General features: G+C 66.0%; 14 protein-coding genes and 1 pseudogene. 9 read left to right on the top strand and 6 right to left on the bottom strand.

Features of this window, described 5'->3' with window-relative positions; translation table 11 throughout:
• The 5 genes from KF791_13535 to KF791_13515 all read right to left on the bottom strand — a co-directional run bounded on the left by KF791_13535 (position 1) and on the right by KF791_13515 (position 3472).
• Complete coding sequence (locus tag KF791_13535) at positions 1–1068, bottom strand: alkaline phosphatase family protein (protein MBX3733603.1); 1068 nt, start codon at positions 1066–1068, stop codon at positions 1–3.
• 108 nt (positions 1069–1176) lie between these two features.
• A complete protein-coding gene (locus KF791_13530) occupies positions 1177–1716 on the bottom strand; it encodes a hypothetical protein (GenBank protein MBX3733602.1) in 540 nt (179 codons plus the stop codon).
• 38 nt (positions 1717–1754) lie between these two features.
• Positions 1755–2153: a phosphoribosyl-AMP cyclohydrolase gene (hisI, locus tag KF791_13525; protein MBX3733601.1), complete on the bottom strand. Its 399-nt coding sequence runs from the start codon at positions 2151–2153 to the stop codon at positions 1755–1757.
• Between the two features lie 47 nt (positions 2154–2200).
• Complete coding sequence (hisF, locus tag KF791_13520; protein MBX3733600.1) at positions 2201–2983, bottom strand: imidazole glycerol phosphate synthase subunit HisF; 783 nt, start codon at positions 2981–2983, stop codon at positions 2201–2203.
• Positions 2984–3067: 84 nt separating this feature from the next.
• Positions 3068–3472, bottom strand: a complete 405-nt coding sequence (locus tag KF791_13515) for a hypothetical protein (protein ID MBX3733599.1) — start codon at positions 3470–3472, stop codon at positions 3068–3070.
• A gap of 225 nt (positions 3473–3697) precedes the next feature.
• Between KF791_13515 and KF791_13510 the strand changes: the two genes are divergently transcribed.
• The 7 genes from KF791_13510 to KF791_13480 all read left to right on the top strand — a co-directional run bounded on the left by KF791_13510 (position 3698) and on the right by KF791_13480 (position 10766).
• Positions 3698–4324, top strand: a complete 627-nt coding sequence (locus KF791_13510) for a penicillin-binding protein activator LpoB (GenBank protein MBX3733598.1) — start codon at positions 3698–3700, stop codon at positions 4322–4324.
• The gene (locus KF791_13505) at positions 4321–5430 is read left to right on the top strand and encodes a hypothetical protein (protein MBX3733597.1); all 1110 of its coding nucleotides are present in this window, start codon (positions 4321–4323) and stop codon (positions 5428–5430) included. Before KF791_13510 ends, KF791_13505 begins: the two co-directional genes overlap by 4 nt.
• A 10-nt stretch (positions 5431–5440) precedes the next feature.
• Positions 5441–5860, top strand: coding sequence for a YcfL family protein (locus tag KF791_13500; GenBank protein ID MBX3733596.1), 420 nt, complete (start codon positions 5441–5443; stop codon positions 5858–5860).
• A gap of 7 nt (positions 5861–5867) precedes the next feature.
• Positions 5868–6233, top strand: a complete 366-nt coding sequence (locus tag KF791_13495; protein MBX3733595.1) for a hypothetical protein — start codon at positions 5868–5870, stop codon at positions 6231–6233.
• A gap of 64 nt (positions 6234–6297) precedes the next feature.
• Complete coding sequence (gene kdsB / locus KF791_13490) at positions 6298–7074, top strand: 3-deoxy-manno-octulosonate cytidylyltransferase (GenBank protein MBX3733594.1); 777 nt, start codon at positions 6298–6300, stop codon at positions 7072–7074.
• On the top strand, positions 7071–9149 hold the full coding sequence (gene ligA / locus KF791_13485) for an NAD-dependent DNA ligase LigA (GenBank protein ID MBX3733593.1): 2079 nt from the start codon (positions 7071–7073) through the stop codon (positions 9147–9149). Before kdsB ends, ligA begins: the two co-directional genes overlap by 4 nt.
• 93 nt (positions 9150–9242) lie before the next feature.
• The gene (locus KF791_13480; protein ID MBX3733592.1) at positions 9243–10766 is read left to right on the top strand and encodes a YifB family Mg chelatase-like AAA ATPase; all 1524 of its coding nucleotides are present in this window, start codon (positions 9243–9245) and stop codon (positions 10764–10766) included.
• Positions 10767–10799: 33 nt separating this feature from the next.
• Here the strand turns inward: KF791_13480 and KF791_13475 are convergent, their stop codons facing one another.
• Complete coding sequence (locus tag KF791_13475; protein MBX3733591.1) at positions 10800–11981, bottom strand: VCBS repeat-containing protein; 1182 nt, start codon at positions 11979–11981, stop codon at positions 10800–10802.
• Between the two features lie 133 nt (positions 11982–12114).
• Here KF791_13475 and KF791_13470 point away from each other — a divergent pair, with 133 nt between their 5' ends.
• Together KF791_13470 and KF791_13465 are read left to right on the top strand one after the other, a co-directional pair.
• Positions 12115–12447: a DUF485 domain-containing protein gene (locus KF791_13470; protein ID MBX3733590.1), complete on the top strand. Its 333-nt coding sequence runs from the start codon at positions 12115–12117 to the stop codon at positions 12445–12447.
• Between the two features lie 18 nt (positions 12448–12465).
• A pseudogene (locus KF791_13465) lies at positions 12466–13092 on the top strand (cation acetate symporter).
• Positions 13093–13096: the final 4 nt, after the last annotated feature.

Genomic DNA, 13096 nt, shown 5'->3' with positions numbered 1-13096 from the left:
TCAACGACCCACCACATCCACCACCGGCGGCGCAATCCGGTCATCGAGGCTCCGGAAATCCAGTCCCAGCAGTGCGGCCACCGTGGCCGCCGCCTGGGATTGGGTGACGGGCGCCACATTGCGGCGCTCCCCGAGGGGTGCGGTGTCGGGACCGAGCACTGCCATCCACATGAAGACGGAGCCGGGAATCTCCCGCCCATGACTTTTCCAAGCCACGGGCGACGGGCCGCGTCCATGATCGGTCGTGATCACCAGGGAGGTTCGGTCGCGGTACTCCGGAAGCGACTGGCAGGCCGTCCATAGATCGCCAAGGAACCGGTCGAAATTCACGGCGGCGCGAAGGTAGCGTTCATAGTTGCCCTCATGGGCCCAGTCGTCCGTCTCGCCGTAGGATACGTAGAGCACCCTCGGCTTGAGGGTTTCCAGCGCGTGCAAAGCGGCGCCGCGGACGAAGGTGTCGAGCAGGACACCCTGCCAGACGGTCAGGCTGTGCTCCGCCAGATCGGTGAGCAACGAAGGCACGGTCATCCGTTGGGTTCCTGGAGGAACGTCGAAACCGCTCCACACGGGAAACCCGCCGCGTGGGGCATTAAGGATCCACGGCAGCACCTCCCAGTTCACCGCGGCGGCCACGCGCCCTTCAAACCCCGGCTGACCGCCGATCCACTCGATGACATTGGTGTTTGCGTTCAGCACCTTGTCGTTGCTGTCAATGGCCGGATCGGCCCGCCCCGTCAGGAACTCGTTGTAGCCCGGATAGGAGAAGTTGCGTCCGTTGGTGACGCGCACTTCGCTGCCCGCATCCCGGTTTCCAAACAACTGCCCCTGCTGCGCCACCACCCCCCAAAGGAAGGGGAAGAGCACCTCGCGGCGCTCCTCCGGGGTCGGTCGCCACCACTCCCGGCGAACCCGGTTGGTATCGTTGATCCCGCCCCACTCCTTGCTGAGCAGCAGCTCCTCGGCCCCCCGGAACACTTCCTCCCATCGAAGGCCGTCGGTGCTGATAAAAATCACGTTTCGGGTCTTTAACTCGGCAGCTCCGCCCCGCCAGGCAGCAAGGGACAGCATCAGGATTGGAAGGATGCGGCAAATGCACTCGGATCTCACGTGCCCAATCTGAAGTCCGGCAGCCAGCCAAGGCAATCCTCCAGCCGCCACCGGGCCCAAACAAACGTGCTAATTCGGGGCAACGTTCCCGTCCCGGCCGCGCCAGAGAGCCAGCGAGGTGAATACGCCGACCGCCGCTGCATGACTCGCAATGCCCAGTCCGATCGCGAATGGGACCAGTTGCCATCGTCCAAACCACAACAGAGCCCCGCCCACCACCGCAAACAGGAGGGCCTCCCCCAGAAAGCAGGCCCAGGCCAGACCGCGACCCCCCGCGTCCAGCCGGCTCCGCATCCACCGACGATACCCGCCCTCACCCATGGAGCGCATCAGCCAGGCGGACTGCAGGTTGCGCGCGGCAATCAGCAGGCTTGTGGTCGTCAGCGAAATCGCCAGCAGCGGCCAGGACGCGGCCAGCAGCACCAGGGCGAGATTGACCACCACCCCCAGCCTCCAGCCCAACCGGCGCGCAATCGGATTCGCCTCCAGCAACAACCCCGGAGTGGCCACATAGGTGGAGCCCAGATCGCACCCGCGTCCGAAGCCCACCACCCCCACCAGGAGCCACCACTCCGGACTGCCCGGCGACAGCATGGTTTCCAGGTCCATTCACGAGCCCCCGACGACGGCATCCCAGTCCGTGTCCATCAGGTTCCTGAGGGCTTGGAGTAAATTGTGCCCGGATCGGCCAGCCGGGACTCGGTGACCAGCAACGTCCCGTCCGCAGCGCCGACGCTGCGAAAGAAACAGCTCCGGTACCCCTCGTGACAGGCCGCACCCGTCTGCTTCACCTGGATCAACAGCGTGTCACCGTCACAGTCCACTGATACGTCCTGCACCTCCTGCACGTGTCCGCTGGTTTCCCCCTTCATCCAGAATTTGCCGCGGGACCGGCTCCAGAACCAGGTCTGACGGCTTTGCAGCGTCCGTTCCAGCGCCGCACGGTTCATCCAGGCCATCATCAGGACACGCCCCGTGGCATGGTCCTGAATGATGGCCGGGATCAGGCCGTCGGCGCTCCACTTAACTGAGTTCAGCAGGTTCACAAGGTTTGGAGCAACGCGCGAAAAGTCCGGCGCGCGTGCAGCGTTGGTCAGCCGGGGAGGCGGCGGACCGGGAGGCCGCGACCGGCGAGATACTCCTTCACCTGGCCCACGGTCAAATCCCCGAAATGAAAGATGCTCGCTGCCAGCACCGCGTCCGCCCGTCCCGCGATGAGCACCTCGGCCAGATGCTCGAGGCTCCCCGCCCCGCCACTGGCCACCACCGGCACGCCGACCGCCTCGCTCACCCTGCGGGTGATCTCGATGTCAAATCCCTGGCGCGTGCCATCGGCATCAATGGAGTTCACCACCAGCTCCCCGGCGCCCAGCCCGACCGCCTCACGGGCCCACGACACGGCTTCGCGACCGGTCGGCTCGCGTCCGCCGCGGGAAAACACCTCCCAGTGATCCGTCCCGACGCGCCGGGCATCCATCGAGACGACAATGCACTGGCTGCCAAACTTTGCGGCGCCGGCGCGGATCAGCCCGGGTGCCGCCAGGGCGGCGGAGTTGAGACTCACCTTGTCCGCCCCCGCGTGGAGCATGGTTCCCATGTCCTCCACGGACCGGATACCCCCGCCAACGGTCAGCGGCATGAAGCAACGGTCGGCGGTTCGCTCAATGACCTCCACCATGGTGCTTCGCCCATGCGCGCTCGCGGTGATGTCGAAGAACACCATCTCGTCGGCGCCCTGCTCATTATACCGCATGGCGAGCTCGACGGGATCGCCGACAATTCTGAGGCCGCCCGCTTCCGCACGGCCAAATTGAACCCCGCGGGTCACATGGCCGTCATGCACGTCAAGACAGGGGATCACCCGCCGGGCCAGCATCTTAGCGTTGGAGGTTTGGGGGTCTCCGTCCTTCAAAAAAGGGCCCGCCAGTGGGCGGGCCTACACCGCCGGGGATGGGGGGACTTATCCCGGGCCAAACTTTCCCCCGTAATTCTTGATCTGCTTGTCGGTGTACAAAAGTGTATTGAGCGAATTCAAGGGGCTTTTCGCCGAAAACTGATACCCCAACTGGCCCACGGCATCGAGAATCTCGGCCTTCGCGAGAGGCTTCGCGCGGGTCACGGTGAGCACCGCCTCCCGTAGCGACAACTCATTCCGGGGCCGGCGGCCACCAGGCCGCCGGCCCCGACGCACCGGACGGACCACCCCATCCGCCTCAGGACCCGCCGCGGAAGCCTCGACCCGCGGCGCTGCCGCCACAACTCCCAATGCCTCGTTGAGCCGGGAAAGCTCTGTCCGCAGGTCCGACCGGCGGGAAACCAGAGCCTGACGCAGGGCAACAAATTGATTTAGAGGATCGCGTTTCATTAAGCGGATTCATTCTAAGCTGGGGAACCCCGGTGACAAGCGGGAATCCCCGACTTTCATCCCATGGCCGTCGGGATCGCAATCAGACATGACTGGACCCACCAACCGCCCTCCCCGGGGTCGCAGTCCATCCCCCCCCATGGGCGGGCCCTTCGTGCCGCACGGGCGCCCCACCCGGACATCATCCCAGTTGACCCCGCCCGGGTTCTGCCTTTGAGTGGATCCATGATGCAACGGTTTCTCCCCGGGCTGGCACCGGTGGCGCTCGCCGCGCTGGTGGGTGGTTGCGCCTCGGGAGTCCAAAATCCGTCCGGGGTTCCGGTGACGGTACTGAAGGCGGATGAGCAGGGGTTCATCACGGGCTCGGGCATTGAATCCCAGGACCTCGTCGCCATCACGGACCGGATGGCCCGCAGCCTCCTCTCCAATTCCGAGATCCGGGACTTCCAACCGGCCCCGCCCCGCGTGGTCCTGTTGCCCGTCGAGAACGACACCCGGTTTCCAATTAACAAGGACCTGTTCACCACCCGCATCCGCGCGCTGTTGAACAGCCAGGCGAACGGACGCATCCGCTTCCTGGCGCGCGACCGGATGACGGCTCTTGAGCAGGAGCGGGCCTTGAAACAGGAGGGCAAGGTAACGGCCAATGCGGACCCGTTCCTCCAGGAGTTCAAGGGAGCTGATTTCTTTCTCACCGGTCGCCTGCAGGGGCTCAGTACCCAGGCCAGAGGCGGTGTGAGCGATTACGTGTTGTACACCTTCCAACTGATTGACCCGCGAACGAGTGAGATTCTCTGGGAGGATTCCGCCGAGGTAAAAAAGCAGTCGGTGGAGGATGCGGCCTACCGGTGAGCCGTGCGCTGTCCCAGGTTTGGGCCGTCGTCCTGCTGCTGGCCGTCACGGGGTGCGCCACCGTCGCCCCGGAAGAGCAGGCGCGCAGAAACCGGGTCCTCAGGGACTACGAGGAGGCCCTGACCGCCTTGAGGTCCGGCAACTACCCTGAGGCCAGGGACCGTCTGGACGCAGCGCTTGCGGTGATTGGCTCCAATTCGGCCGGCGATGCCTCGGCCCGGGAGTCGCGCGGCCTCTTCAATCCCGAATCCGTCAAAACGTTCCGAGGCGAGCCCTATGAACGGGTGATGGCCTACTATTACCGTGGCCTGCTCTACTGGATGGATGGTGAACCCGACAACGCCAGGGCCGCTTTCCGGAGCGCTGCGCTTCAGGACACCGATCCGGAGAACGGGATCACGGAGTGTGACTGGGTGTTGCTGGACTATCTCGAGGGGCTCGCCACGATCAAACTGGGCGGAGATGGCCGGGATGCCTGGCGCCGGGCCACCAACAGCGCGCGACTCAATCCACCGCCCCCACCCGACCCGTCCGTAAACGTGCTGTTCTTCCTGGAAATGGGACGCGGACCGGTCAAATACGCCGACGGCGAGTTCGGCGAGCGGCTCAAATTCCGCCCGGGAACGGCACCCGATCCGGTGGCGGTGATCCACGTCGGGGACCAGACGTTGCACGTCGGCCCGCTGGACGATCTCACCTACCAGGCGACGACCCGGGGCGGCCGCGTGATGGATCACGTGCTGCAGGGCAAGGCCGTGTTCAAGGGCACCACCGACACCTTGGGCACGGCCGCCATCGTTGCGGGAAGCGCCCTGGCCATCGCCGGCAATTCCAATGCCACCCGCAACGCGGGCATGGGGGTCGCGCTGGCCGGCCTGGTGACCAAGGCGATCAGCGCTGCCACCACCCCGGCCGCCGACACCCGGCAGTGGTCCAATCTGCCCAACCTGCTGGCGTTCGCCGCCCTCCGGCTGCCCCCCGGCGTCCACACCGCCACGGTGGAGTTTCGCAGTCCCACCGGACAGGTGCGGGTCACCCGCCAAGCCCGTTTCCATGTGGTACCGGGGCGCGACACCGTGCTTTTCCTCAGCGACCGAAACTCGTAAAGCTTCCCCCGTGAACCGCCGCACCACCGGAATCGTCCTGCTGAGCCTCCTCGCAGCAGCCCTTGCCGGCTGCTCCAGTCACCAGGGACCGTACCCGCCAAAGGGGGCTGAGGCCGCGGCTTGGGCGAAGACCGGGCAGTTTCAGCTCATGGACCCGGGCGCCCGGAAATCCGTAACCACCCTGGGCCTTCAGGAGTCCCGCCTGGACGACGGCCGGCTCAAGGTCTCCTGCATCGTGCTCAACTTGGAGAACCGGCGGATCCAGGTCCAGGCACAATGCGTCTTCAAGGACGCCTCAGGCTTCTCCACCGGGGACGAAACCCCGTGGGAAAACGTCATCCTGACCGAGAATTCCACCGAGACTCTCACCTTCACCTCTCTAAATCCTCTGGCCTCCGCGTACGCCGTACGCATTCGCCAGGCCCGCTGACACTCTCATGAAAGCCCGACTCGCCTGCCTGCCACTTCTTGCCGTGGTCCTTTGGACCGGTTGCCAGACCACGCCCGCCAAGCGGGAGTATGTGGTCATCCTGACCAGCGCCACCCCCGTGAGTTATTCCGGCACCCTCCGGTTGGACAACCGGGACCAGGTGGTCTCCGGAATGACACCGGCCACCTACACCCTGTCGGCCAACCGCATCGCGTGCGATCTGCGGCAGGGACCCGAGAACGGGCTCCTGACGGCGCAAATCCGGATGGCACCTGACCTGGAATCCCAGGAATTTGTGACATCGGCCCTGGGGCCCAACACGGAACTGAAGGGCTCGGTGAACCCGGACAGCTTCTGGTCGTGGCTCTGGTAAACCGGCCTGCGCGGTTCCAACCACCCCCCCCCATTCCATCTCCTCCCGAGCAGCCACCACGGCCATGAGGCTCGTCGGCGTCATCCCCGCACGGTTTGCCTCCACACGCTTTCCGGGAAAACCGCTGCACCCGATCGCCGGGCGTCCGCTGCTGCAGTGGGTGGTGGAGCAGTGCCGGAAATCCCTGACCCTGCACGAGGTGATTGTCGCCACGGACGATGAGCGCATTGCGTCCGTGGCCCGCGGCTTCGCGCGCGTCGAGATGACCCGGACGGATCACGCCAGCGGGACCGACCGGGTCGCCGAGGTCGCATGCCGGGTTCCCGCAGACGGATACATCAATGTCCAGGGCGATGAACCCCTGATGGCCCCCTCGGTGATGGACGCCGTGGGCGCCCTGCTGACCTCCTGGGAGATGACGACTGCGGCCACTCCGGTCCGAAACGGGGAGGAATATTCGAATCCCAACGCGGTCAAGGTGGTCACGGCGCTTGATGGGCGCGCACTTTATTTTTCGCGTCGCACCATCCCGTTCCTTCGCGACCGGACGGCGGAGTCGCCCCAGGCCCAGTTGGACGCCTTTCCGTTCCTCAAACACCTGGGCATTTACGGCTACCGGCGCGACACACTGCTCCGGTTGATCAATTTCCCGGTTACTCCATTGGAGGCCGCGGAGAAGCTGGAGCAACTCCGCGCCCTGGAGCATGGAATCGCCATCGGCGTTGCCCGGGTGGCACATGACAGCATCGGCGTGGATGCGCCCTCGGACGTCGCACGGGTCGAATCGCAGCTCGCCGCCCGCAGCGGACCCGCCGGTGGTCGCCCCAATCACGCCCAATGACTTCCCCGGAAGCGAGACGCCGCCACGATCAGCTTGCGGAGAGCATTCGCCACCATGAGCACGCCTATTACGTGCTCGGGCGTCCGGAGGTCAGCGACTTCGAGTTTGACCGGCTTGAGCAGGAGCTCCGTGAGCTGGAGGCCCGGCATCCGGAACTGATCACGCCGGACTCGCCGACCCAGCGCGTCGGCGGCGGTCCGGTGGAGGGATTCCAACCGGTTCGCCATGGCATCCCCATGATGAGCCTCGACAACACCTACTCCCCCGAGGAGGTCCGCGCCTTTCTGATCCGCGTCCAGAAGCGGGTCCCGGATGCGGCGCTGGAGTGGACGGTCGAGCCCAAGGTGGATGGTCTCTCCATTTCACTGCGTTACGAGGAGGGCCGCCTCGCCTGTGGGGCCACCCGCGGCGACGGCACGACCGGTGATGACGTGACGGCCAACCTGAGGACGCTGCGTTCGCTGCCCCTTCGCCTCGCGTCCCGCGATGTCCCGCGCATTCTTGAGGTCCGGGGCGAGGTGTACCTGCCGCTATCCGGATTCCGCCGATTGAATGTTGAGCGGGAGGCGGCCGGTGAGGAGGCATTTGCCAATCCACGGAACGCCGCCGCCGGCTCCTTGAAACAGCTGGATCCACGCATCACCGCTTCCCGGCCCCTCGCGGTGGTCACCTACGGGGTGGGCGCGGCGAAGGACGGAGACCTGCCCGCAACCCAGACCGGCCTGCTGGACTGGCTGCGTGACTTGGGACTCCCAGTTCCCGGAATCGTTGAAGTGGCCCGGACTCCCGACGACGTCCTGAACGCCATCGCGTCCCTGGACCAGCGGCGGGCGCGCTTCGACTACGAAACTGATGGTGCGGTGGTGAAACTGAATGATCTCGCCCTGCGGGAACTCCTCGGGGCCACCGCGAAGGCCCCGCGCTGGGCCATGGCCTACAAGTATCCCGCGGCACAGGCGGAGACCCGACTGCGCGCCATCAGCATCCAGGTCGGACGCACCGGCGCCCTCACGCCGGTGGCCGAACTGGAGCCGGTGCTCCTTGCCGGAAGCACGGTGAGCCGGGCGACGCTGCACAATGAGGATGACCTCCGCCGCAAAGACACCCGGATCGGCGACCACGTGGTCATCGAAAAGGCCGGTGAAGTCATTCCGGCCGTCGTCCGGGTGATTCCCGAACGCCGGAGTGGTGCCGAGGTCCCCTTCGAGTTTCCCAAGGCCTGCCCGGAGTGCGGCACCCCCGCGGTTCGCGACGCCACCGGAAACGGCAGTGGGACGGGCGTGGTTTGGCGTTGCCCCAATCCCGACTGTCCAGCGCGGATTCGCGGGCGGATCGAGCACTGGTGCAGCCGCGGGGCCATGGATATCGAAGGCATCGGTGAGGTGATGGCCGCGCAACTGGTCGGGGCCGGACTGGTTCGCGACGTCGCCGATCTCTACCGCCTGAAGCGGGAGGAACTGCTGGGGCTCGAGCGCATGGGGGAAAAATCCGCCGACAACGCGCTCCGGGGAATTGACGGCTCGAAGGAACGCGACCTGTGGCGGCTGCTTTTCGGACTCGGAATCCTCCACCTCGGTCAGGGAGGCGCCAAGGCCCTGGCCCGCGCATTTCCCGACCTGGAGTCCATTGAGCAGGCGGGCCTTGAGCAACTCACCGCGGTGGATGACATCGGCGACACGATTGCCGGCAGCATCGTCCAATGGTTTTCGGATCCGGTGCACCGCGACCTCATTCGCCGGTTACAGCGTGCCGGATTAAATCTCCAGTCGGCCATTTACCGTCCGGTGGACGCCCCCACGGCAGGTCCGTTCTCCGGCAAGACCCTGGTGCTCACCGGCACCCTGCCGACGCTCACGCGTGAGCAGGCCACCGAAGCCATCGAAGCGATGGGCGGGCGGGTCGCCTCATCCGTCAGTCGCAAGACGGACTACGTGCTCGCCGGGGACGATCCCGGATCCAAACTGGAGAAGGCCCGCAAACTCGGAATCACGGTTCTGACCGAGGACGAATTCCAACGCCTCCGAAATGATCCGAGCCCTCCCCTTGCGGAGAGACAATCGTCCGCAGATCACTGACCTCCGGTGGGTCTGTCTCCCCCCAAATCTGGCGAGGGCTCCAGGGGGCGCGGTGGCTTGACCCTTGTCGGCGGACGCCGGCAGCCTGCTGGAGTGCTCGCCCAGATTCGTGCCGCCACGGTGCAGGGAGTCGAAGCCTCACCGGTGGAAGTCGAGGTGGATTCCAGCTTCGGGACCACCACGATCGTCATCGTCGGGCTGCCCGATGCCGCCGTGAAGGAGTCCCGCGACCGGGTGCTCACGGCCGTCACCAACTCCGGATTCAAATTCCCGATGGGCCGCACGACCATCAACCTGGCCCCGGCGGACTCGCGGAAGGAGGGTCCCAGCTTCGATCTCCCCATCGGTCTCGGCATCCTCGCCGCAACCGAACAGATTCAACCCCGCAGTCTGCAGGAGTACGTCATGGTCGGCGAACTGGCCCTCACCGGCGCCGTCCGACCGGTCCGCGGTGTCCTGCCCATCGCACTGCACGCACGGGCCCGGGGCTGTCGCGGTGTGCTCGTGCCCTGCGAGAACGCCTCCGAGGCGGCGGTGGTCTCGGGACTCGACGTCATCCCGGTGGGAAACCTGCGCGAAGCCGCATTCTTCCTGGAGGGCGTGGTGGAGCTCGCCCCAGTGCGGGTGGATGTCGCCGCGCTCTTTGCACAACCGCCACCGGACGACGTGGACCTTGCCGACGTGCGCGGCCAGGAGTCGGTGAAGCGCGCCCTCGAAATCGCCGCGGCCGGCGGCCACAACCTGCTCCTCATCGGACCGCCGGGAACGGGCAAGAGCATGCTGGCCCGGCGGCTGCCGACCATTCTCCCGCCGCTGACACTGGAGGAGGCCCTCGAAACAACCCAGATCCACAGCATCTGCGGTCAGTTGCCGACCGGATGCGCCCTGGTCACCACCCGCCCGTTCCGTTCCCCCCATCACACCGCCAGCGATGCCGGCCTGCTCGGCGGCAGCATGAATCCGACACCCGGGGAGGTGTCCCTGGCCCACCACGGCGTGCTTTTCCTCGACGAACTGCCCGAGTTCCGCCGCTCCGTGCTGGAAACCATGCGGCAACCGCTGGAGGAAGGGCGGGTGACGATCTCCCGGGCGGCCGGCACCATGACCTTTCCTTCCCAGTTCATGCTGGTCGCCGCGATGAATCCAACGCCGGACGGCAAGATGCCCGCCGAAAGCCGATCCTCCCCCAAGGAAATCCAAAACTACCTCGGAAGGATTTCAGGCCCCCTGCTGGACCGCATTGATCTGCACATCGAGGTGCCGCCTGTGAAGTTCACCGACCTCAGCCGCGCCGCGCCCGGAGAGACCAGCAGCGTCGTCCGCGCCCGCGTCACCGCGGCGCGCGAGTGCCAGCAGCGCCGGTTCCGCGGCGGAAGAGTCACCTGCAATGCCCGCATGGGCCCCCGGGAACTCAAGCAACACGTCCGCCTCGATACGACGACCATCACCCTCCTGGGACACGCCGTAAACGACCTGCACCTCAGTGCACGCGCCCACGACCGCATCCTCAAGGTCGCCCGCACCATCGCCGACCTCGCCGGCGAGGATGCCGTCGGCTCCGACCACGTGTTTGAAGCCGTCCAGTACCGCTCCCTCGACCGGCAGCTCTGGACCTGACTCCCGGGCTCCGGTTTCGAGGGGCCCGGGGTTCTACCGCTCGTTCAGGTAGATCTTCACGTTCTTCGTCGCCCGCCCGGCGGCGATGAGGTCGAGGTGTCCATCCCCGTCCAGATCCGCCGCCCTGAGATCCTCGCAGGCCATGCCGTTGTCATCGAGCAACACCTCCCGCCACCGCGCTCCCTGATCGTCCTCGGGGATGTACATCTTGATGCCGACCCGGACTCCGGGTCGGTTCATCGCCCGCCAGCCCACGACAACCTGGTCCCGCCCAATCCCGAGGAAGTCCCCGCACACCAGCGCGTGGCCGTCCACCAAGGCTTCATCGAGCACCCGGCGCGTCCACAAATTCGTGCCGCCCGCTGGGGACGGCCGGTACAACGCCAGGGTATTGCCATGCATGGGCTCCACCGCCGCCACAAATCGGCCGGATCCCAGGCGCCCCATCCGGACCTCCCCGGCCCCGCCCCCGACATCACTCGCGATGGGAATCCGGACGTTGGATCGCGATTCCCTGGACCAGTCGAGAAGGAACACCCCCTGCCGGGCGCCCACGAGCACCTCCGGCGCCGGATCGTCGTCCCAGGCCACCACATCGAAATTGTGCGTCTTGTTCAGGGACTCATCGAGCGTCGTCACCTCCCAAGGTTGGCTCGGGTCCCCGGGCGGGCGGTACCGCTGGATGCGCACGCCGGCGCCCTCGCCCTTGGCCGGGTCATTTCCCCGCCCATGCAACGGTACCGAAAGCAGGGTCATTTGCCCCTGCCAGTCCCTGGCCCACTGAATCCGGTGCATGGTCGGCTCATGGGGCAACGCGATCGGCTCCCACCGCTGAGTGCGGTCCGCAGGCGGCAGCAGGTAGAACAGCGCTCCGCTGTTCACCGTGTCGCCGGGATTCCACCCGGCTCCGACCGCGATCTCCGCCTTGCCATCGCCGTCCACGTCGGCCGCCGCCACACAGACGTTGTCGAGCGGCGTCAACTGCTCGGCGATCACAAACTTCTCCCAGCCGGGGTTGCGGTACCAGACGACCTGCGATTTGTCGGCAAGGACGATGTCCGGACGTCCGTCCCCATCCACGTCGGCAATCGCGAGGCCGTACCCGATTGCAATCTGGTCATCCACGGTCACCGCACGGAATCGCGGCTCGGGCGTGTCCGCGGCCTGGGCTGCAACGAATCCGAGCGACAGCACGAAGGGTAGGAACCGTTTCATAGGCGGTCCTTGAGTCTTCGCCATCCGGCCGCCCCCGGCAAAACGATTCCACGCTCTCGGCCTCGATGGCCGCGATTCACTTTCCGAAGGGGCGACCTTGCTCCGCAGGGTCGCAAGCCGGTACACGGTGTCCGTGCAGCCCCCCGAAACCTCCCGTAGCGATGCCCTCCACTCGGAGGCCTTCCTGCGCACGCTGATGCGACGACAACTCCGCCTGTCGGTAGCCTGCGCCCTCACCTTCCTGGGTGCGCTCCTCGGATTGCCCCTGCTCAACTACTTCCTGCCGGACCTCATGGCGACGCGGGTTGGCGGCTTCACCCTGACGTGGCTCATCCTGGGCGTCCTCTTCTTCCCCTTCGTCTGGCTCATCGCCTGGCTCTTCATTCGCCGCAGCATCGCCCTTGAGGACGCCGAAGTCCGCGAAGCACGTTCCACCGCCCGCCAATCACTGACCACTGGCCACTGACCACTGGCCACCGCACCCATGCCCGACCCTTGGATCCTCGCTTTCTCGGTCGTCACGGTTGCCGTTACGATCTGGATGGGCTTCCGATCGGCACGAACCTCCAAGTCCGCCTCCGATTTCTTCGTCGCCGGCCGCAGCGTTTCCGTGGGCTGGAACGCCTCCGCCATCTCCGGCGAATACCTGAGCGCCGCCTCCTTCATGGGCGTGGCCGGCATGGTCATGTCGGCCGGCTACGACGCGCTGTGGTATCCGGTCTGCTACGCCTGCGGCTATCTCTTCCTCCTGCTGTTCATCGCCGGGCCCCTGCGCCGTTTTGGCGCCTACACCATCCCCGACTTCGCCGAGGGACGATATGACTCGCCCGTCTTCCGCAGGATCGCGGTGATCTTTGTCCTCTTCATCGGCTTTTTCTACACCATGCCCCAGATGAAGGGTGCCGGGACCACCCTCGCCTACGTGTTCAAGGACATCGAGTTCGCTGGACACAAGGGACTGCCCTACTGGGTTGGCGTGGTGGTGGTGGGGGCGGTCATCACCCTCAACGTCGCCCTGGGCGGCATGAAGGGCATCACCCTCGTCCAGGCTTTCCAGTACTGGATCAAGATGTTCGCCATCTCCGTGCCCATCTTTGTGCTGGCAAGCGTGTATG

This window comes from Verrucomicrobiia bacterium (assembly GCA_019634635.1).
GTDB lineage: Bacteria > Verrucomicrobiota > Verrucomicrobiia > Limisphaerales > UBA9464 > UBA9464.
The sequence above is the reverse complement of the archived record's forward strand: the minus strand, read 5'-3'. Positions and strand labels throughout refer to the sequence as shown.

Coding starts and splice junctions, on each gene's coding strand:
- KF791_13515 (MBX3733599.1), bottom strand. CDS start 3,472: ATGAAACGCGATCCTCTAAATCAATTTGTTGCCCTGCGTCAGGCTCTG.
- ligA (MBX3733593.1), top strand. CDS start 7,071: ATGACTTCCCCGGAAGCGAGACGCCGCCACGATCAGCTTGCGGAGAGC.
- hisF (MBX3733600.1), bottom strand. CDS start 2,983: ATGCTGGCCCGGCGGGTGATCCCCTGTCTTGACGTGCATGACGGCCAT.
- KF791_13510 (MBX3733598.1), top strand. CDS start 3,698: ATGATGCAACGGTTTCTCCCCGGGCTGGCACCGGTGGCGCTCGCCGCG.
- kdsB (MBX3733594.1), top strand. CDS start 6,298: ATGAGGCTCGTCGGCGTCATCCCCGCACGGTTTGCCTCCACACGCTTT.
- KF791_13495 (MBX3733595.1), top strand. CDS start 5,868: ATGAAAGCCCGACTCGCCTGCCTGCCACTTCTTGCCGTGGTCCTTTGG.
- KF791_13530 (MBX3733602.1), bottom strand. CDS start 1,716: ATGGACCTGGAAACCATGCTGTCGCCGGGCAGTCCGGAGTGGTGGCTC.
- KF791_13475 (MBX3733591.1), bottom strand. CDS start 11,981: ATGAAACGGTTCCTACCCTTCGTGCTGTCGCTCGGATTCGTTGCAGCC.
- KF791_13535 (MBX3733603.1), bottom strand. CDS start 1,068: ATGCTGTCCCTTGCTGCCTGGCGGGGCGGAGCTGCCGAGTTAAAGACC.